Raw genomic sequence first — 20139 nt, 5'->3', positions numbered from 1 at the left:
GCAAGTTAACGTGCCGCTAACGAAGTAGGAAGTTTTCGTTAATTTTTTGTTAGGCCTTTACGGGATGCTCACTTTTGTGAGTGTGGTCGCGGATGGTGCCCACGTGCCTGTCTTTCGACTTTCCCGGCTTCGAAGTTTGTTAGGGGAAAGCCGATTCTTCTTTTTATCGTCGCGAGCTGATGGGCCCCGCCGCGGCCGGGAGGCCCTCGCTGCTCATGTCCCCCGGCATCCGCCTGCGGCGGATGCCTCCTCCTTTACTTCGCTGCGAAGGCCTCCCGGCCACAACGGGGCTCGGCTTGCGGTGGGGCCTTGCGGTGGGGCTGGGCTGGTGCGGGCTGCGCGGGGGGCGGCGGCTCATCAGCTGTCGAGGCGCCTCCACTGTAGGAGCGCGCCACGCGCGCGAAGCCGCGTGACGCCTGGCGTCGGGGCGTGGCTCCGGAACTCGTGTTGGTACCGAAACCCTGCGGCGAACCACAGTTCACGCGGCTTCGCGCGCGTGGCGCGCTCCTACAACATGACGCCCCAAGGTGTGGCGCTCGCCCGCCGGCGCGGGACTCGGACCGGCCGGTGGGGCTTCACTGCCGTGCTCAGAACGCGGTGGCGGGGGCCTGCTTCACGTGCTCTTCCAGCCACGCGTCGGTTTCGTAGAGCATGTGCAGAATCGATTCGCGAGCGCGGTAGCCGTGCGATTCGTTGGGCAGCATCACCAGCCTGGACTGCCCGCCCATGCCTTTGATCGCGGCGAACATGCGCTCGCTCTGCATCGGGAAGGTGCCGGAGTTGTTGTCGTCCTCGCCGTGGATGATCAGCATCGGCTCGTTGATCAGGTCGGCGTGGTGGAACGGCGACATGGTCAGGTAGGTGTCCTTGGCATCCCAGTAGTTGCGCTCTTCGGCCTGGAAGCCGAACGGCGTGAGGGTGCGGTTGTAGGCGCCGCTGCGGGCGATGCCGGCGCGGAACAGGTCGCTGTGAGCCAGCAGGTTGGCGGTCATGAAGGCGCCGTAGGAATGGCCGCCAATGGCGATGCGGTCGGGGTCGGCTACGCCGCGGCGGACCACTTCATCCACCGCTGCCTGGGCACTGGCCACCAGCTGCTTCAGGTAGGTGTCATTGGGCTCGGTGTCGCCCTCGCCCACGATCGGCATGGCCGGCCCGTCGAGCACGGCGTAGCCGCGGGCCAGGAAGCCCAGCGGGCCCCAGTAGCTGATGCGGTTGAAGGCGTGCGGGGAGCCGATCACCTGGCTGGCGGCGTCGGCGGAGCGGAACTCGCGCGGGTAGGCCCACATCAGGGTCGGCAGGGGGCCGTCGCGCTGCGTGTCGTAGCCGGCGGGCAGGTACAGGGTGGCGGTGAGCTCGACGCCGTCGGCGCGGGTGTAGCGGATCTGTTCCTTGCTGACGTCGCGCAGCTGCGGGGTCGGGTGCGGGAAGTCGGTCAGGGCCACGGGCTCGGCCGCGTCGGCGGACAGATCCAGCACGTAGATGTTGGTGGGCTCGACCGGGGATTCCCGGGTCAGCAGCAGGCGGGTGCCGGAGTCATCGAGCAGGGTCGCGGGGCGCTCCAGGTACGGGGCCTGCGAGTGGAACAGGCGGGTGGTGTCCTTCGTGGCCAGGTCGAAACGGTCCACGAATGGGCGGTCGCCTTCGGGCGAGGCGCCGTTGCCGATCAGGAACAGGCTATTGCCGTCCGAGCCGGTGAGCAGGCGACCGTTGCCGGCTTCGTCGGAGACCAGCACCGGGCTGCCGGGATCGCCGTAGCGGTCTTCGGAGGAGCGGTCGAACAGCAGCTCTGGCGCGCGGTCCGGGTGATCGGGGGCAATGCGCCACTGGCGGGTCTGGCGGTCGCGCCACCAGAATTCGTCGATCAGGGCCAGGTCACCGTTGCCCCAGGTGGCGCCGCGATAGCGATAGCCGAGGTCGGCGAGCTTCGCCGGAGCGCCGGCAAACGGGGCAGCGTGGGCGAAGACGCTGTCGCGCACCTCGGCATCCACCGCGGGATCGCCGCCGTCCTGGGCTTCGGCCCAGACCAGGGTGGCGGGCGCATCGGCGCGCCATTCGATCCGGCGCACGCCTTCGGCCACCGCGTCGCGGCCCGAGGGCAGGCCTTCGATCAGCGGCAGGGCGGCGACTTCATGCACCACGGCGCCGGTGGCGGCATCGCGCACTTCGATCCGGCGCGGGAAGCTCCAGTACGGCACCTGGTAGGAGAACGGGCGCTCGATGCGCTGGCTGAGCAGGTACTGGCCGTCCGGCGAGGCGGCGATGCCGGTGTAGAGGTCCGGTGCACCCACCGGGCTCACGCTGCCGTCCAGCGCCACGATGGCGGGCTGGCTGCGCAGGTAATGTGCGAACACCTGGGCATCGTGCTCGTTGGACAGAAGGTCCTGATAGGTGCGCAGCTGGGTGATTTCACCACCCGGACCGGTTTCCTGGATGTTCGGGCCGCTCGGCACGCCATCGGTTTCCGGCGCGTCACCCTGCCCCTGGGGCCGCAGCTGGACCAGAAGGCGATTGCTATCCGGCATCCAGTCAAATCCACGGCCGGAGACTGCGTTGAGCGGCTGACTGACCAGGCGGCGGGCGCTGAGGGCCTGCACATCCACCAGCCACAGCTCGACCGCGCCGACGCGGCTGTCCACATGGGTGAAGGCAATGTGGCGCTGGTCGGGCGACCAGGACAGCGAGGCCAGCGCCAGCGGCTGCGGCAGGCCCTGCACCGGGCGCGCTTCGCCGCCGTCGACCGGCTGCAGCGACAGGTCGGTGCCGAAGGAGAAGCGGCTCTGCGAGTAGGTGCGCGGATTGATCCGGGTGCCGGCCAGGCGCAGTTCCGGCTGGGCAACCACTTCGATGCCGGGCAGCGCGGGTGTTTCGACGAAGGCGATGAGGTCGCGGCGCGGCGAGAGCATCATCTGCGGCGCGGTCGGCGCGTCCACGATGGCCTGCAACTCCGGCGGCGGCAGCAGGTAGCCGGATTCGGCGTTCGCGGCAGCGGGCGCAGCGCCCACCTGGGCCAGCGAAAGCGGCGGTGCGAACATCAGCCCGGCCGCAACCAAGGGTGCGGCGAGGTACCGGAGGGCGGGCTTGGCCATCGGCTCAATCATCCTGAAAGGGTCAAACTCCCAGCCTAGCTGCTGCGGCGCAACCCTGCCCCGTGGCTTCGGTCATGGGCCATGCGGCGCACCCGGATGTGCCTGGCTGCGGTACCGACCGAACCCCGGAGCGCGCCATGCGCCTTCATTTCGCGCAACCCAGCATCCGTTCGATCACCGGATCCGGGCTACGCTCCAGCAACCGCCGCAGGCCCTCGTGAGCACGTGACGCCCAACCCGGGCCGCGCGCCAGGAGGTCGTGCCATGCGTCGGTGACCTGGATCGACAGTCCCGCTTCGTCCAGCGCCCGCAGCAAAGCCGCGCTTTGTTGGAGGTCCTTGTCCGCTTTCGCCCTGCTCGCGGGCGCCCGCTCACCTGCAACGATCAGCTTGTGCAGAGCATACCGGGCCGGATGTGGCACGTTCGTCAGCACCACGCCGGCATTCGCGACCAGTGCCGCGTGTTGTACGTCTTCGAGCAGGTATTCCATGAACTTCAGGGGTTGCAACAGCACGCCCAATTGCGGGTGACGGAAAGGCGCGCCGCCACCCCGACCGCGCGGTGTCAGGAAATCGATGCGGAACTCCGGGTCGCGCGGATCCAGCCAGGACGCGCCTGTCGTGCCGTCCATGTGCTGGATTGGCAGCAGGCCCATCTGCAACGACTCGATCGCCTCGCGCATATCGATCTGGATGTCCGTCGGCAACGCGATCGTCATCGTCCTGCCCGCGTGCGCGAAATCCACATCCTGGGTGCGCAGCGCATCCGTCCAGCGCACCCCCAACATGCCGCCCATGGCCAGGAACGCATGCGTTCCCACCAGCACGCCGCCGGCGCGAAAGAACCCGTAATCGGCTAAGCGCTGCACGATCCTGAAATGTCGCGGCAGCATGGATGCGTGCCCTAGCGCGATCGCCGCCTGTGCCAACCGCTCCAGCGCGCGCGTCGCCCCACCCCGCCGGTGCGCCTCCACCAGCGTACGCACCTGTTCATTGTCCGGGCCGACGTAAAACTGCCGCTTCTGTCCGGGCGTCGCCATGAACTGGAAATACCAGTAAACGCGTCCCTTCACCTGCTTGCGGGCGAAAGTACCGCCAAGGCTGCCTATCGAGCGCGTCAGTTCCGCACCCTGGGCAGCTTCCAGCAATTGTGCGTAGGTGGTTTGCGCGGATGCGGAAAGGGTTTCGTACGCTGCCATGCGCTACCTCCCTGTTCGTGGTGATGACGAGGCTAGCCGACAAGTTATACGCAATCAACATGTTTTTGCGTATAACTTACTTCTCACCGCCGGATGGACTTCGAAAGAGCCACAGTGTGGCGGTCAGGGCGCGTGGGGTTTCGGCCGTGCCGCTCACCTATAATGGCCGGTCTCCGTCGAGGGGCGCTGCGACCGTGGAAACAGCACGGCCAGGCTCGGCGGGATCTGAACGTGAACGGCGCCCGGTTGCCTTTACCCTCCCCCGCTGCGGCGGCGGGATTGAACCGGAGCAGACATGAACGCACAGGTGAAGACCGGCTCGGAACGAGCCAGCTCTGAACGAGTATTTTCCCAGGACGGCGACTACAAGGTTGCCGATATCTCGCTGGCCGACTGGGGCCGCAAGGAAATCGACATTGCCGAGCACGAGATGCCGGGCCTGATGTCGATCCGCCGCAAGCACGCGCCCGACGCCCCGCTCAAGGGCGTGCGGGTGACCGGCTCGCTGCACATGACCATCCAGACCGCGGTGCTGATCGAGACCCTGAACGACATCGGCGCCGACGTGCGCTGGGCCTCGTGCAACATCTTCAGCACCCAGGACCACGCCGCCGCCGCGATCGCCGCAGGCGGCACCCCGGTGTTCGCCTGGAAGGGCGAGACGCTGGAGGAGTACTGGGATTGCACCCTGGAAGCGCTGAGCTTCCCCGACGGCAAGGGCGCTGACGGTAAAGATAAATTTCTTGGCCCTGAAATGGTTGTGGACGACGGCGGCGACGTGACCCTGCTGATCCACAAGGGCTACGAGCTGGAGCAGGGCGACGAATCGTTCGTCAACAGCCCGGCCGCCAGCCACGAGGAGCGGGTGATCAAGAACCTGCTCAAGCGTGTGGCGGCCGAACGCCCGGGCTTCTGGACCACCGTGGTCCGCGACTGGAAGGGCGTGTCGGAAGAGACCACCACCGGCGTCAACCGCCTCTACCAGCTGGCCCAGCAGGACAAGCTGCTGGTGCCGGCGATCAACGTCAACGACTCGGTCACCAAGAGCAAGTTCGACAACCTCTACGGCTGCCGCGAGTCGCTGGCCGACGGCCTCAAGCGCGCGCTGGACGTGATGCTGGCCGGCAAGGTGGCGGTGGTCTGCGGCTACGGCGACGTGGGCAAGGGCTGTGCAGCCTCGCTGCGCGCCTATGGCTCGCGCGTGATCGTCACCGAGATCGATCCGATCTGCGCGCTGCAGGCGGCGATGGAAGGCTTTGAAGTCACCACGCTCGAGGACACCCTGGGCCGCGCCGACATCTATGTCACCACCACCGGCAACAAGGACATCATCACCGTAGAGCACATGAAGGCGATGAAGGACCAGGCGATCGTGTGCAACATCGGCCACTTCGACAACGAGATCCAGGTCGAAAAGCTGCAGGCGATACAGGGCCTGACACACGTCAACATCAAGCCGCAGGTGGACAAGTACACCTTCGCCGGCGGCAACAGCATCTTCCTGCTGGCCGAGGGCCGGCTGGTGAACCTGGGCTGCGCCACCGGCCATCCGAGCTTCGTGATGTCCAACTCGTTCGCCAACCAGACCCTGGCCCAGATCGAGCTGTGGGCGAACCGCGACAGCTACGAGAACAAGGTCTACATTCTGCCCAAGCACCTGGACGAGGAAGTGGCCCGCCTGCACCTTGAGAAGATCGGCGTGAAGCTGACCACGCTCAGCAAGGACCAGGCCGACTACATCGGCGTACCGGTGGAAGGTCCGTTCAAGGCCGAGCACTACCGCTACTGATCCGGCCTGCCCTCGCCCCATCAGGGGCGGGCGGCTCAGCGATACGACGGGCGCCTTCGGGCGCCCGTTTTTCATTGTGTGCCCCACCCTTGCTGGTGAGAACAACTCTCATTAACATTCGCCAGCCACTATCGGCGACGCCTTCGGAGCTTTCATGCGATCCATCCCCCTCGTTCTTGCCGCCCTGCTGGCCGTGGCCGCTCCACTGCACGCCGAATCGATTGCCATCAAGCACGCCCAGGGCGTGACCACGGTGGCGGAAGCCCCGGCGCGCACGGTGGTGTTTGATCTGGCAGCGCTGGACAACCTGCATGCGCTGGGGGTGGAGGTGACGGCGGTTCCCGATGCCAATTTCGCCGGACACCTGGCCCAGTACGCGGACGCGCGCTACGCCAAGGTGGGCACGCTGTTTGAACCCGACCTGGAGGCGGTGCGTGCACTGGCACCGGACCTGATCATCGTCGGCGACCGTTCGGCTCCTTCGTACGATGCGCTGGCGGAGATCGCGCCGACCCTGGACCTGACTCCGTCCACCGACAATTTCTTCAACGACGTGCTGGCCGGGATCGAATCAATGGGCCGGCTGTACAACCGCGAGGCGCAGGCAGCCACGCTGGCCGCCGAGCTGCGGGAACTGCGCGATCAGGTGACTGCGCGGGCGGAAGGCCAGCACGCGGTGATGCTGTTTGCGCTGAACGGCAACGCTTCGCCCCACGCCCCGGGCGCCCGCTTCGGCACCCCGCTGGATGCACTGGGCCTGGCCTCCACCCTGCCCGCGCTGGATGCTCCATGGGTGCGCACTGCCGATACCCGCAGCGCGCGGCCCAAGCCCGGCAGCCCGGAGGCCGAGGCGGCCCGCGCCGCCCAGGCACAGGCGCTGACCGAAGCAATGCAGGCTGACCCCGATTGGCTGGTGGTATTGGATCGAGGCCCGGCCACCGGCGGCGGCGAAGCCACCGACCTGTCGGAGATCGAGGCGGTGACGACCACCTCCGCCTGGCAGGCCGGCCGGGTGTTCCGGCTGGATCCGGCCGGCTGGTACCTGTCCGCGGGCAGTCATACGGTGCTGCGCGAGACGCTGGAACAGTTCCTGCAGGAGCTTGAGCACGCCCGCTGAGCTGAAAGCGGAATTCCCCAGCCCGCGTAAATCCTGTCTCACGGCAACGGCCCCCTGATGGGGGCCGTCTGCTTCTACAGGGATGGGACTGGGATCCCGGCGGATTTCAGCCCTGCAGCGGATGCGCGAGCGCGTAGTCAATGGCCGCCCGCACGGCGGCGATCTGGGCGGCATTGCACTCTTGCCCAGTGGCAGAAGCACTGTCGGGATAGACCTCGGTGGTGGTGACGTAGCCGGCGTCGCCCACGCTGGCGCACAGGCCCAAGGCCTTGACCGCGTAGTTGATGACCCCGGGCGCCACCATCGGAGAGCCGATGATGGTTCCGTCCGGATCCGCCGGGGCGATGTGGGTGACCTGCTCCACCGCCGCAATCACCGCCCGCTGGAAGTCCGGCTGCGGATTTGCGCTGTCATCCACCAGATAGAAGCCATCGGGAATGGTGCCGGGTTCGAATGGGTTGCCATCGCGCGCGGCCAGGGCCGGACGGAACTCCGACTCGTCGGTATCGGTGGTTTCGTGCAGGTCGATATGCATCACCACCTTGCCCGGAAGCGACGCCACCAGGCGCTGCAGCGCGGCTGATTCGGGAGCCGGGCTGTCGGGGAAGAAGGAGCGGTTGGGGTCGACCGCGGCCGGGTTCCAACGCTGGAAGTGTTCGTAGCCCCACGGACTCACACAGGGCACCACCACCAGATTGGCCCGACCGGCGTAGTCCTGGCCGTGATCGGCCGCAAACTGCAGCGCACCGTGCACGCCGCTGGTCTCGTAGCCGTGCACGCCTCCGGTGACCAGCATCACCGGCAGCGCGTCATCCCAGTCGCGGCTTTTGAGTGCCAGCAGCGGGTAGCGACGACCGTCGTATTCCAGAACGCCGTACTCCTCCACGTTCCAGGCTCCGGCCAGCTTTTCAACCGCCAAAACCACATCGTCGTGGTGGCTGCGCTGGCGCTGCTGGCGCGATTTCCACAGCGTGCGCTCGGTATCGCCCCAAGGCTGGCCGGGGGTGCCAATGGGATAGAAGGGTGCGGTGTTGGACATCATCAATCCTGCAAGTGCGAAGAACCCCTGCGACTGTAACAGCGCCCTCCTACCGGGCCAGGGGTAAAGAGTCAGGGACGCCAGTTGGCATTGTTGTTCCAGAAGTCGACGGCCCGGCGGTAGGCGCCCCGGTCCATCGGCACGCCGGAGCCACCCTCCTCCACGCCCAGCGCATTGCGCATCATGGTGATCGGAGCCATCGGAATCTCTGCCGGCTCGGCGGTGTAGAGGCAGCCCACCACGCCCCATTCGCCGTCGATCGGCACGCCTTCTTTGGCCAGCTGCTCCGCGCTGTAGAGGATCACCACGAAGTAACCGGCCACCGGCGGCTCCACGCCTTCGAACCAGCGCACCAGCACCGGCAGCTCAGCCTTCGAGCGTGCCTCGTAGGCCGAGCGCAGCAGGTGCCGGTTGTCATCGGTGATGGGCACGGTCAGGCAGCGGGTGGATGTCCAGTTGCGATACACGTGCAGCTTGCAGAACGGCGCATAGCCGTCGAGCACCTTCAGCGGCGGCTGCGTGTTGAGGTGCTGCTGGAACTCCTGCGGGCTGCAGTCCTGGATGGTGTTGCCACGGCCCTGGTCGGGAAACAGGCGGGCGCGGGCGAAGGGAGTCAGGATGATGGTCATTCCCCCAGTCTAGCGATCCCTCCCATGCTGTAGGAGCGCGCCATGCGCGCGAAGCCGCGTGAATTGCGGCTCGCGGGTGAGCTTCGGTCGGAGCGACACATCCGGCGCCCCACCGCGGGGATCAACGTCACGCGGCTTCGCGCGCATGGCGCGCTCCTACCGGGGACACCCGATGGATCTTCACATCCATCGCGATAAAGAGATATGATTTTGCGTCACCCGAGCGACTGCAAGCAATGACCCCGATCAGCTTCGAGTTCTATCCGCCAAAGAACGAAGACCAGCAGGCCCAGCTTGGCCGTACCGTGCGCAGGCTGACAGCGCACAGCCCCGAGTACGTGTCCTGCACCTTCGGCGCCGGTGGCTCCACCCTGCGCTACACGCCGGAGACCGTGCGCCACCTGCACCAGGAGTACGGCATGGACGCGGCGCCGCACCTGTCGTGCGTGGGCGGTACCCGCGAGGAAATCCGCGACCTGCTGCGCCTGTACCGGGCCATCGGCTGCCGCCGGCTGGTGGCCCTGCGCGGCGACCTGCCCTCCGGCATGGGCCGCATCGGCGACATGCGCTACGCCGCCGAGCTGGTGGAGTTCATCCGCGAGACCGCGGGCGATCATTTCCGCATCGAAGTGGGTTGCTATCCGGAGACCCACCCCGAAGCGGAAGACGCGCTGGCCGATCTGCACTACTTCAAGGCCAAGGTGGATGCGGGAGCGGATGCGGCCATCACCCAGTATTTCTACAACGCCGATGCCTATTTCCACTTCGTGGATGCAGCGCGCGATGCCGGGGTCGAGGTGCCGATCATCCCGGGGATCATGCCAATCTCGAACTTCTCCCAGCTGCGCCGGTTCTCGCAGTCCTGCGGGGCCGAGATCCCGCGCTGGATCACCCGCAAGATGCTGGCCTATGCCGATGATGCCGCTTCGATCCGCGATTTCGGCGCTGACGTGGTGGCGGCCCTGTGCCAGCGCTTGATCGACGGCGGCGCTCCCGGCCTGCATTTCTACACGCTCAACCTGGCCAGGCCGACGCAGACCGTGCTGCAGCGGGTCGGGATCGCCTGACACCTGTCGACAACTGTAGGAGCGCGCCACGCGCGCGAAGCCGCGTGACATCTGGCCCCGCCGCGCAGCCCCGGATACGACGAACCGGCCGACGCCTTGCCGCGAAACATGATTCACGCGGTTTCGCGCGCATAGCGCGCTCCTACAGGCGGTATCTTCTGATCGCTGGCCCGGGCGCCCTGGCTTCCCGGCGCAGGACGCCCGCGGTAGTCTGGCCGGATGATCCGGGCCTGCCTCCCAACGCTGCTCCTTTTCGCGATTGCCACGCTGGCGCTGCCGCGGCCGGCACAGGCGCAGATCAACCGCTGCACCGCACCCGATGGCACATCAATCTACACCGACCGCGATTGCAGCCAGATGGGCGCGGTGGAACGGCTGCCGCGCGATCGCACCGCCGCCGCCAGCCAGAACCGCTACCGCGGCTGCGCGCGCAGCATCCACCAGCTGATCCGTGAGATGACCGCGGCCATCGACGCCGGCGATGTGAACCGCCTGGCCGGCGTGTACCACTGGCCGGGCACCTCAACCCGCGGCGGCCACGGGCTCATGGACCGGCTGGACCGGATTGTCCGCAACCCGGTGGTGGATATCGTCGCCATACGCGCCGCCAGACCGGTGGTGGCCGCCCAGCAGCCCGGCATCAGTGCCACCTTCGCCAGCACCCTGCAGGTACGTAATGCCGCGCCCGCCCCGGCCGTACGTGCGCCGCCCGTGGCGCTGCGCGTGCACCAGCTGGCCGGCGACAGCTCCGTCCCGCTGCGAACCACCTTCACCCTGCGCCAGCACCTCGACTGCTGGTGGGTCTCACTGTAGGAGCGCGCCATGCGCGCGAAACCGCGTGAATCGTGTTTCGCGGGAAAGCTTCGGATGGGTCGTCGTAACCGGTGCCTCACGGCTTCGCCAGGTGTCACGCGGCTTCGCGCGCATGGCGCGCTCCTACAGGGGGGCTGGGATGGCTTCTGGCAAACTGCGAACCTTCCCTTTGACGACGGAATTGCCCATGCAATACCCCGAATGGATCTGGCACAACGGCAGCATCAAGCGCTGGGCCGAAGCGACCACCCACGTGATGGCCCACGCGCTGCACTACGGCTCGTCGGTGTTTGAAGGCATCCGCAGTTACAACACGCCGAACGGGCCGGCGATCTTTCGCCTGACCGACCACAACCGGCGGCTGTTCCAGTCGGCGAAGATCCACGAAATCGATATCCCCTACACGGTGGATGAGCTCAATGCCGCCTGCCGCGAGGTGATTACCCGCAATGGCTTCACCTCGGCCTATCTGCGGCCGGTGGCCTGGCGCGGCCTGGGCGGGTTCGGGCTGTCCGCCGATACCCCGGTTGAAGCGGCGGTGGCCACGTGGCAGATGGGCGCCTATCTCGGTGAGGACGTGCTGGAAGCGGGCATCGACGCCTGCGTCTCCAGCTGGCAGCGCTTCGCGCCGAACACGATCCCCGCAGGCGCCAAGGCGGGCGGCAACTATCTGTCCGGCCAGCTGGTCGCGCGTGAAGCACGGCGGCTGGGCTTTGGCGAGGGCATTGCCCTGGCCTCCACCGGCCTGCTGAGCGAGGGCGCGGGCGAGAACCTGTTCCTGGTGTTCGACGGCGCCCTGCACACCACCCCGGTCAGCGCGGCCCTGCTCAACGGCCTGACCCGGCACTCGCTGATCACCCTGGCCCGGGCCAACGGCATCGAAGTGGTGGAGCGCGACCTGCCGCGCGAATACCTGTACCTGTGCGACGAGCTGTTCATGTGTGGCACCGCCGCCGAGATCACCCCGATCCGCTCGGTGGACGGGCGCCAGGTGGGCGCCGGCAAGCCCGGCCCGGTGACCCGACGCCTGCAGGAGCTGTTCTTCGGCCTGTTCAACAGCACCACCCCCGACAAACACGGCTGGCTGGAGATGGTTTGACGCATCCATCCGGAACGACCCGAACCCCCGGTAGGAGCGCGCCGCGCGCGCGAAGCCGCGTGAATTCAATCTGTGCCGGGGGGCTTCGGCCGCGACACACCCACCGACGCCGCCCCCCATAGCCAATCGTCACGCGGCTTCGCGCGCATGGCGCGCTCCTACAATGGAACGATCAGCATCGCGTGACACGCGGATTTGCCGGGGCTGCAACAAACCCGCGACAATCGGGTGGATGAAATCCGGGAAGAGAGCATGAACCAGCCTGCAGAAACCGCCGAACGCGACGTGATGGAATATGACGTAGTCACAGTGGGCGCCGGGCCCGCGGGGCTGGCGTTCGCGATCCGGCTCAAGCAGCTGGATCCGGAGATCAACGTCTGCGTGATCGAGAAATCCAGCACCATCGGCGCGCATATCCTGTCCGGCGCGGTGATCGAACCCGAGCCGCTGGACGCCCTGCTGCCCGGCTGGCGCGACAACCCGCCGCCGATCTGCGTGCCGGCGAAGGAAGATGAATTCTGGCTGCTGACCAAGGACGGCGGCCGCAAGGCGCCCTTCATCCCGCCGGGCATGAACAACCACGGCAACTTCATCGTCTCGCTCGGTGCCATGTGCGCGTGGCTGGCGCCGCAGGCGGAGGCGCTGGGCGTGGACGTGTTCCCCGGCTTCGCCGCCGCCGAAACCCTGCACGACGACGCCGGCAAGGTGCTGGGCGTGCGCATCGGTGACATGGGCATTGCCAAGGACGGATCGCACAAGCCCGGCTACACCCAGGGCATCGATATCCACGCCAAGGTGACCGTGCTGGCCGAAGGCGCGCGCGGGCACCTGACCAAGCGGCTGGTCAAGCGCTTCAAGCTGGACGAGGGCCACGACCCGCAGGCCTACTCGATCGGCCTCAAGGAGCTGTGGCAACTGCCCGAAGGCCGCACCACGCCAGGGAAGATCGTGCACACTCTCGGCTGGCCGGCCGACAGCCACACCTACGGCGGCAGCTTCATCTACCACCTGGAAAACAACCAGGTGGCGATCGGGTATGTCACCGGGCTGGATTACAAGGATCCGAATTACAAGCCCTGGGAAGCGTTCCAGCAATTCAAGCACCACCCGATGGTCAAGCCGCTGCTGGAAGGCGGCAGCATCCTCTCGGCGGGCGCCCGCGCCATCGCCACCGGCGGCTGGCAGTCGGTGCCCACGGTGGACATGCCCGGCGCGCTGCTGATCGGCGACACCGCCGGCCTGCTCAACGTGCCCAAGATCAAGGGCACCCACCAGGCCATCCGCAGCGGCATGCTGGCCGCCGAGCACTTGGCCGGCAACGCGCTGACGCCGGAAGGCTATGACGCCAAACTGCGCGACTCGGCGGCAATGAAGGAGCTGCGCAAGGTCCGCAACGTCAAGCCCGGCTTCAAGAAGGGCATGTGGCTGGGCCTGGCCAACGCCGCCTGGGAAACCGCGACCGGCGGCCTCTCGCCGTGGACGATGAAGGTGACGCCGGACTGGTCGTCACTTGAGAAAGTGGACGAATACGAAGCGCCCGACCGCCACTGGCTGGTACAGCGCGAACTCGCCCCGCGCGACCGCTTGGCCGGCGTGTACTTCGCCGCCACCGACCACGACGAAGACCAGCCCGTGCACCTGATCGTGCACGACCCGGAAATCTGCGTGACCCGCTGCGCGGTGGAATACAACAACCCCTGCACCCGCTTCTGCCCGGCGAGTGTGTACGAGATCGTCGAGGACGCGGAGGCAAAGCACGGCAAGCGCCTGCAGATCAACGCCGCCAACTGCGTGCACTGCAAGACCTGCGACATCAAGGACCCGTACGAGATCATCACCTGGGTCACGCCGGAAGGCGGCGCCGGCCCCAACTACCAGAACCTGTAGGGGCGCACTGGCGAATTGCTGATGCCGCGTCTGAGCTGGTCACGGGCCTTCGGGGTGCCCTACCCTGCTGCCACCGCTACAATCTTGATCGCCCTGCCATCGTTGGCAGTGGCAAACTTCCAGATCTTCAATAGGCCCCAATTACATGGATAGAAAAACTTGGTTCGTGACCGGCGGCGCCGGCTTCATCGGCGGAAATTTCGTGCAGGACGCGGTCGTGGCTGGTGTCAAGGTCATCAACCTCGACCTGCTGACCTACGCAGGGAACCTGGACACGCTGGAATCCCTCAAAGGCAATCCTGGGCACATCTTCGTCGAGGGCGACATTGGAGATCGTGAACTGGTGTCACGGCTGTTAGCCGAGCACCAGCCGGACGCGATCCTGAACTTTGCCGCCGAGAGTCACGTCGACCGTTCGATCGATGGCCCCGCCGAGTTCATCCAGACCAACGTGGTGGGCACGCTGGCCCTGTTGGAATGTGCACGCGACTACTGGCGCGAGCTTCCGCAGGAGCGCAAGGACGCCTTCCGCTTCCTGCATGTCTCCACAGACGAAGTCTACGGCTCCCTGGGCGAAACCGGCCTGTTCACCGAGACCACTCCCTACCAGCCGAATTCGCCTTACTCAGCGTCCAAGGCCGCGTCCGACCATCTTGTCCGCGCTTTCCACCACACCTACGGGCTGCCGGTGCTGACCACCAACTGCTCCAACAACTATGGGCCCTACCAGTTCCCGGAGAAGCTCATACCGCTGGTTATCGCCAAGGCCGTGGCCGGCGAACCGCTGCCGATCTACGGGGACGGGAAGAACGTGCGCGACTGGTTGTTCGTGAAGGACCACTGCAGTGCCATTGCCCGAGTACTCGAGACCGGCCGCATTGGCGAGGTCTACAACGTTGGCGGCAATGCCGAAAAACAGAACATCGAGGTGGTGGAGACGATCTGCCGGCTGCTTGATGAGCGACGCCCTCGCGAGGACGGCCAACCGCGCGCCAGCCAGATCACTTACGTCCGTGATCGTCCAGGCCACGACCGCCGTTACGCCATCGACGCCGGCAAAATTCGCAGCGAACTCGGCTGGTCCCCGGCGACAAGCTTCGAAGAAGGCATTGCGGCCACGGTCGACTGGTATCTGGCCAATACCCACTGGACCCAGCGGATTCTGGACGGCGACTATCGCCTCGAACGGCTCGGTGAGGAGGTCTGATCATGGCGCGCAAAGGAATCATCCTCGCAGGAGGCTCCGGCACCCGGCTGTGGCCTGTCACCCAGGCCATCAGCAAGCAACTGCTGCCGGTATACGACAAGCCGATGATCTATTACCCGCTGAGCGTGCTGATGCTGGCCGGGATCCGTGAAGTCCTGATCATCAACACGCCCCACGAACAGGAACTGTTTAAACGCCTGCTGGGCGACGGTTCGCAGTGGGGAATGGAACTGCAATACGCGGTGCAGCCGAGCCCGGACGGGCTCGCCCAAGCCTTCACCATTGGCCGTGACTTCCTCTCCGGCAATCCAAGCTGCCTGGTACTGGGTGACAACATCTTCTACGGCCACGGCCTCACCGACACCCTGCGCCGCGCCCACGCCCGCACCAGTGGTGCGACCGTATTCGGCTACCATGTCAGCGATCCGGAGCGTTATGGCGTCGCCGAACTCGACGCGTCCGGCAAAGTGATCAGCATCGAGGAAAAGCCGGATGAGCCGCGGTCGAACTACGCCGTGACCGGCCTGTACTTCTACGATGACACCGTGTGCGAGCGGGCCGCCAACCTGAAACCGTCGGCACGCGGGGAACTCGAAATCACCGACCTGAACCGCGAATACCTCAACGAGGGCTTGCTGCACATGGAGCCTTTGGGGCGCGGCACAGCGTGGCTCGACACGGGCACCCACCAGTCCCTGATGCAGGCTTCCGCGTTCATCGAGACCATCGAGGCCCGACAAGGCATGCGCATCTGCTGCCCGGAGGAAATCGCCTGGCAGCAGCGTTGGATCGATACCGAGCAGCTGATGAAGCTGGCTGAGCCTCTGCTCAAGAACGGATATGGCCAGTATCTGGCTGAACTGCCGCGACACGGTCGACAGGACGTATGAAGATCATTGAAACGTCACTTCCGGGCTGTCTGGTGATCGAGCCCAAGGTCTTCGGCGACGACCGCGGCTTCTTCATGGAAAGCTGGAACCGCGACCGGTACGCGGCGTCCGGCGTCGGACCCGAATTTGTCCAGTCCAACCTGTCGCGCTCCGCCCGCGGCGTGCTGCGTGGCCTCCATTACCAGTGGCCGAATCCGCAGGGCAAGCTGGTCAGCGTACTGGAAGGCGAGGTATACGACGTGGCCGTGGACATCCGGCGCGGTTCGCCCCACTTCGGGCAGTGGACTGCGGTGGTCTTGTCGGCGGAAAACAAGCGGCAGTTCTGGATCCCGGAAGGCTTCGCCCACGGCTTTGTGGTCACCAGCGAAACGGCGTTGTTCACCTACCTGTGCACCGCACCCTATGACGCCGACGCCGATGCAGGCATCGCCTGGGACGACCCGGCCATAGGGATCGATTGGCCCGTCGCCAATCCTTCCCTTTCCGCAAAGGACGCAAAAGCTCCACGCCTCGCCGAAGTTGCCAGCGCTCGCCTGCCCGTCTACTCGGTCGCGGACGCATGAGGATCCTCCTGCTTGGCGCCAACGGACAGGTCGGCTTCGCTCTGCACCGCAGCCTGGTTGCACACGGGGAGATCGTGCCAACAACGCGCAGCGGAACGCTGCCCGGCAGCAACGCGGCATGCGAAAAGGCTGACCTCGACCGGCCCGGCAGCCTCCCGGCACTCGTCGAACGGATCAACCCCGACATCGTGGTCAACGCCGCCGCGTACACGGCGGTCGACAAGGCGGAAAGCGAGCCGGAAGCGGCTCATCGCGCCAATGCGGAATCAGTGGGTACGCTCGCGCGCGCCTGCGCCGACCGGGGGATCCCGCTGGTCCACTATTCAACGGATTACGTGTTCCCGGGCGATTCCAGCAGACCCTGGCGCGAAGATGATCCCACGGCCCCGCTTGGCGTGTATGGCTCCAGCAAACTGGCCGGCGAGGAGGCAATTCGTGACAGCGGCTGCCGTCATCTGATCTTCCGTACTGCGTGGGTCTACGGCTCGCGCGGACACAATTTCCTGCGCAGCATGCTGCGCCTGGGCGCGGAGCGTCAAGAGTTGCGGGTGGTGGCCGACCAGTTCGGGTCCCCTACCCCGGCTGCCTGGATTGCGCAGGCCACCGCGCTGGTCCTGACGCGTCGCGGAGAAAAGAGCGGCACTTGGAACCTCGTCGCTGGCGGCGAGACTTCCTGGCACGGGTTTGCCGAAGCCATTTTTGAAGCAGCGGTGCAATCCGGAATGCTGGAGCGTGCACCCTCCACGCTTCCTATCACCAGCGCGGAGTATCCCACCCCGGCACGGCGGCCCGCCTATTCGCGGCTCGACACCGGCAAACTGGCGCGGGATTTCGGCATCCAGCTGCCGGACTGGCGTGACGGCTTGCTCCAAGTGATGGGCGAGTTGGCTGGCTGAGCCCGGTCAGCCACCAAGCAGCACCAGGATATCTTCAGCGCCACTCACTGAAGACCAACCTCGCGGGGATTTCGCGGGGTGACTTTTTCCTGAGGCCAACCGGAGTTTCCGCGCGGCGGGAAGATCGACACCTACCAGTCGCATCCACGCCTCTGACGATGGGCTGCCGTCGGTCACAACAGCCTGCACCGCCGTCCCATTTCGCGTGAGCAACCAGCGTCCGGTGGCCCTCCAAGCCGGAGACCATATCGTCACGCCGCGACCACGCATTTCCAGGATCCGCTCCTCAGGGAGAGCAGCGCCCGGGAAGAAGTCCACGGCGCATCCATGATCAGCCAGCGACTCCAGAGTTTCCAGGAACTTTCTGTCGGGCACGTTGCTTGCACTCGCCACGATCCACCCAGCACCGGCTTGGCGGATCGCGAGATCGACATCAGTCCCAGGTGCCGGATGCTGTTCATGCAAGGTCTGCTGCCAACGCTTGTGGAACTTGTGCCGGTTGACGACCTGTGCCGATTTCATGCCACGCTTCACGTCGGTTCCGGCGCTCATCCCTTCCATGTGCACCACCATTGAACCCGGCTCATAGACAACCCGCGCCCCTGACGCCCGTACCCTCATGGCAAGATCAGTGTCCTCGTAGTACCCAGGTGCGAACAACGGGTCGAAGCCGTCGAGATCATGAAAACGTTCGCGGGTCAGCGCCATCACCGCGCCGGAGCAATAATGAACATCTCGCCGGGTCAAGTAGCGCGGATCCTCAGCAAGGCCGCCACGGCCATAGTTCCATCCGCTCCCATCCGCGAACACCAGTCCGCCCGCCTCCTGCAGGCGACCATCCGGATACTGTAAACGGGCTCCGACCAAGTCGATGCCGGGCTCTTCCAGCCTGGCAAGCAGCGGCTCGAGCCATCCGGGCGTCACCAGCGTGTCGCTATTGATGAACACCAGGTAGCGGCCGCGTGCAAGGCTTGCCCCCTTGTTGCAGGAGCCGACGAATCCCACGTTTTCGGGGTTGGTATGGCAGGTAATGCCCGGATGCGTCCGGAGCCGATCGACGCCAGGCTCCGTGGATGCGTCGTCGACAACCACCAGTTCCAAGAGCGCTGGATTCTCGGTTGCGCCCAGGACGGCACGCAGACATTGCAGCGTCATCTGGATCTGGTTGAAGACCGGAACCACGACGGAAACGAGTGGCGCTTCGGGGTTGCGCCACTCATCCAGATCCGTTTCGCTTGCGAGCAACCAGCGCCCCGGTCCGGGCGTCCGGGCCCGTTGCTCCATCCTCGCAGACCAAAATGATCGCGCCGCCCTGAAGAGCGCCGCCGGAGAGTGCGAGCCGGTGGCCCGGAAATGTCGCAACAGCGCGCGGACGTTCGTGTCCTGCATTGATCGGCGACGCGCGGGTCAGCCCGCAGCCAACGTGGCCACGGATCGTCCCCTGCCAATCCCGTAATGCGCGATGCCCGCAGCTTCAACCTCTTCCGGATCGTACATATTGCGCGCGTCGAACAGCACCCTGTCCGCCAGCTTGTCGCGTAGCTCGGGGAATCGGGGACTGCGGAATTCCCGCCATTCGGTGATCGCCACCAGGGCGTCGGCTCCCTCCAGCGCCTCCTCCGCCGAGTTACAGAGCACCAGGCCATCGCGGTCACCATAGATCCGGGCGGCTTCCCTGTGTGCCTCGGGATCGTAAGCGCGAACCAGCGCCCCGGCCTCCCATAGCTGGGCCATGAGGGTACGGCTTGAAGCAGCCCGCATGTCGTCAGTGTTCGCCTTGAATGCAAGCCCCCACAACGCGAACGTCTTGCCGGCGACGCTGCCACCGTAATGGCGCTGGATCAGCTCGAAAACATGTTTCTTCTGTCGCTCGTTGACTGCTTCCACCGCGTCCAGCAGTTCCGGCTCGTGGCTGACTTCCCTGGCGGTGCGGATCAGCGCCTGCACGTCCTTGGGGAAGCAGGAGCCACCGTAGCCGGCCCCCGGATAGATGAAGTGCCATCCGATCCTGGGGTCAGAGCCAATTCCCTTGCGCACCATTTCGACATCAGCCCCGACGCGTTCGGCGATGTTGGCGACCTCGTTCATGAAGCTGATCTTGGTGGCGAGCATCGCGTTCGCCGCATACTTGGTCAGCTCAGCGGATCGGACATCCATGACCACGAAGCGCTCGTGGTTGCGCACGAAGGGCGCATAAAGTTTCTTGAGGGTCTCGACTGCGTTCCGGGAGCGCGCACCGATCACGATGCGGTCCGGGTGCATGCAGTCCTCGACCGCTGCACCTTCCTTGAGGAACTCCGGGTTGGAAACGACCTCGAAGTCGATGTCCACGCCGCGCGCTTCCAGTTCTGCGGCAATCGCGGCATCCACTCGTGCGGCCGTACCAACCGGCACCGTGGATTTGTTCACCACGACCGCCGGACCTTGGAGGTGGCGCCCGATGGTGCGGGCAACCGCCAGCACATATTGCAGGTCTGCGCTGCCGTCCTCGTCCGGTGGCGTGCCGACTGCAATGAAGATCAGCCCGCTGTTCGAGATTGCGGCCGGGCCATCCGTAGTGAAGTGCAGCCGGCCAGCGGCGTGGTTGGATACGACCAGGGGCTCAAGCCCAGGCTCATAGATGGGCAAAATGCCCTGTCCCAGGCTTTCGATCTTTGCTGCATCGACATCGACGCAGATGACATCGTGGCCAATCTCCGCGAGGCAGGTTCCGGTGACAAGACCGACGTATCCGGTCCCGAAAATAGCGACTTTCATTGGCTTCCCTGTGGCCTGGATCGATAACCGTGCATTTTAGCCCGGAACGGGAATGTTCCGCTTACACAGCTGCCACACTGGCCACGGATGCTGCACTACAAC

General features: G+C 65.8%; 16 protein-coding genes and 1 riboswitch. Of the genes, 10 read left to right on the top strand and 6 right to left on the bottom strand.

Annotated features, from left to right (window positions below; all coding sequences use genetic code 11):
* Positions 1 to 587 precede the first annotated feature (587 nt).
* The gene (locus ACW7G3_RS07740; protein WP_456982113.1) at positions 588 to 3086 is read right to left on the bottom strand and encodes a S9 family peptidase; all 2499 of its coding nucleotides are present in this window, start codon (positions 3084 to 3086) and stop codon (positions 588 to 590) included.
* A 145-nt stretch (positions 3087 to 3231) separates the two neighbouring features.
* Positions 3232 to 4284, bottom strand: a complete 1053-nt coding sequence (locus ACW7G3_RS07735; protein WP_456982112.1) for a GSU2403 family nucleotidyltransferase fold protein — start codon at positions 4282 to 4284, stop codon at positions 3232 to 3234.
* Between the two features lie 172 nt (positions 4285 to 4456).
* A riboswitch (S-adenosyl-L-homocysteine riboswitch) is annotated at positions 4457 to 4535 on the top strand.
* A 44-nt stretch (positions 4536 to 4579) separates the two neighbouring features.
* Between ACW7G3_RS07735 and ahcY the strand changes: the two genes are divergently transcribed.
* Together ahcY and ACW7G3_RS07725 are read left to right on the top strand one after the other, a co-directional pair.
* Positions 4580 to 6073: an adenosylhomocysteinase gene (gene ahcY / locus ACW7G3_RS07730; protein WP_456982111.1), complete on the top strand. Its 1494-nt coding sequence runs from the start codon at positions 4580 to 4582 to the stop codon at positions 6071 to 6073.
* A gap of 154 nt (positions 6074 to 6227) precedes the next feature.
* Positions 6228 to 7190, top strand: a complete 963-nt coding sequence (locus ACW7G3_RS07725) for a siderophore ABC transporter substrate-binding protein (protein ID WP_456982110.1) — start codon at positions 6228 to 6230, stop codon at positions 7188 to 7190.
* A 106-nt stretch (positions 7191 to 7296) separates the two neighbouring features.
* Here the strand turns inward: ACW7G3_RS07725 and ACW7G3_RS07720 are convergent, their stop codons facing one another.
* Both ACW7G3_RS07720 and ACW7G3_RS07715 read right to left on the bottom strand, forming a co-directional pair.
* Entirely contained in the window at positions 7297 to 8229 is a 933-nt protein-coding gene (locus ACW7G3_RS07720) for a M14 family metallopeptidase (protein WP_456982108.1), read from the bottom strand.
* A 71-nt stretch (positions 8230 to 8300) separates the two neighbouring features.
* Complete coding sequence (locus tag ACW7G3_RS07715; protein WP_456982107.1) at positions 8301 to 8858, bottom strand: DUF3228 family protein; 558 nt, start codon at positions 8856 to 8858, stop codon at positions 8301 to 8303.
* A 236-nt stretch (positions 8859 to 9094) separates the two neighbouring features.
* Here ACW7G3_RS07715 and metF point away from each other — a divergent pair, with 236 nt between their 5' ends.
* The 8 genes from metF (at position 9095) to rfbD (ending at position 17280) form a co-directional block, all read left to right on the top strand.
* Positions 9095 to 9925, top strand: coding sequence for a methylenetetrahydrofolate reductase [NAD(P)H] (metF, locus tag ACW7G3_RS07710; protein ID WP_456982105.1), 831 nt, complete (start codon positions 9095 to 9097; stop codon positions 9923 to 9925).
* A 219-nt stretch (positions 9926 to 10144) separates the two neighbouring features.
* A complete protein-coding gene (locus tag ACW7G3_RS07705) occupies positions 10145 to 10738 on the top strand; it encodes a DUF4124 domain-containing protein (protein WP_456982103.1) in 594 nt (197 codons plus the stop codon).
* A gap of 181 nt (positions 10739 to 10919) precedes the next feature.
* Positions 10920 to 11837, top strand: coding sequence for a branched-chain amino acid transaminase (locus ACW7G3_RS07700; protein ID WP_456982400.1), 918 nt, complete (start codon positions 10920 to 10922; stop codon positions 11835 to 11837).
* A 252-nt stretch (positions 11838 to 12089) separates the two neighbouring features.
* Positions 12090 to 13724, top strand: coding sequence for a 4Fe-4S dicluster domain-containing protein (locus tag ACW7G3_RS07695; protein ID WP_456982102.1), 1635 nt, complete (start codon positions 12090 to 12092; stop codon positions 13722 to 13724).
* A gap of 145 nt (positions 13725 to 13869) precedes the next feature.
* On the top strand, positions 13870 to 14931 hold the full coding sequence (gene rfbB / locus ACW7G3_RS07690) for a dTDP-glucose 4,6-dehydratase (protein WP_456982100.1): 1062 nt from the start codon (positions 13870 to 13872) through the stop codon (positions 14929 to 14931).
* Positions 14931 to 15821 (top strand): glucose-1-phosphate thymidylyltransferase RfbA, encoded by an 891-nt coding sequence (rfbA, locus tag ACW7G3_RS07685; RefSeq protein ID WP_456982399.1) that lies wholly within the window; start codon positions 14931 to 14933, stop codon positions 15819 to 15821. Before rfbB ends, rfbA begins: the two co-directional genes overlap by 1 nt.
* On the top strand, positions 15818 to 16384 hold the full coding sequence (gene rfbC, locus ACW7G3_RS07680; RefSeq protein ID WP_456982098.1) for a dTDP-4-dehydrorhamnose 3,5-epimerase: 567 nt from the start codon (positions 15818 to 15820) through the stop codon (positions 16382 to 16384). The genes rfbA and rfbC overlap by 4 nt, the downstream gene beginning before the upstream one ends.
* Entirely contained in the window at positions 16381 to 17280 is a 900-nt protein-coding gene (gene rfbD, locus ACW7G3_RS07675) for a dTDP-4-dehydrorhamnose reductase (RefSeq protein ID WP_456982096.1), read from the top strand. The genes rfbC and rfbD overlap by 4 nt, the downstream gene beginning before the upstream one ends.
* Positions 17281 to 17286: 6 nt before the next feature.
* Here rfbD and ACW7G3_RS07670 read toward each other — a convergent pair whose 3' ends face one another.
* Both ACW7G3_RS07670 and ACW7G3_RS07665 read right to left on the bottom strand, forming a co-directional pair.
* Entirely contained in the window at positions 17287 to 18525 is a 1239-nt protein-coding gene (locus ACW7G3_RS07670) for a glycosyltransferase family 2 protein (RefSeq protein WP_456982094.1), read from the bottom strand.
* Between the two features lie 162 nt (positions 18526 to 18687).
* A complete protein-coding gene (locus tag ACW7G3_RS07665; RefSeq protein ID WP_456982092.1) occupies positions 18688 to 20037 on the bottom strand; it encodes a UDP-glucose dehydrogenase family protein in 1350 nt (449 codons plus the stop codon).
* Between the last annotated feature and the right edge of the window lie 102 nt (positions 20038 to 20139).

It is taken from the genome of Luteimonas sp. A478, from assembly GCF_054052025.1.
This window is presented reverse-complemented; position numbering and strand designations above follow the sequence as displayed.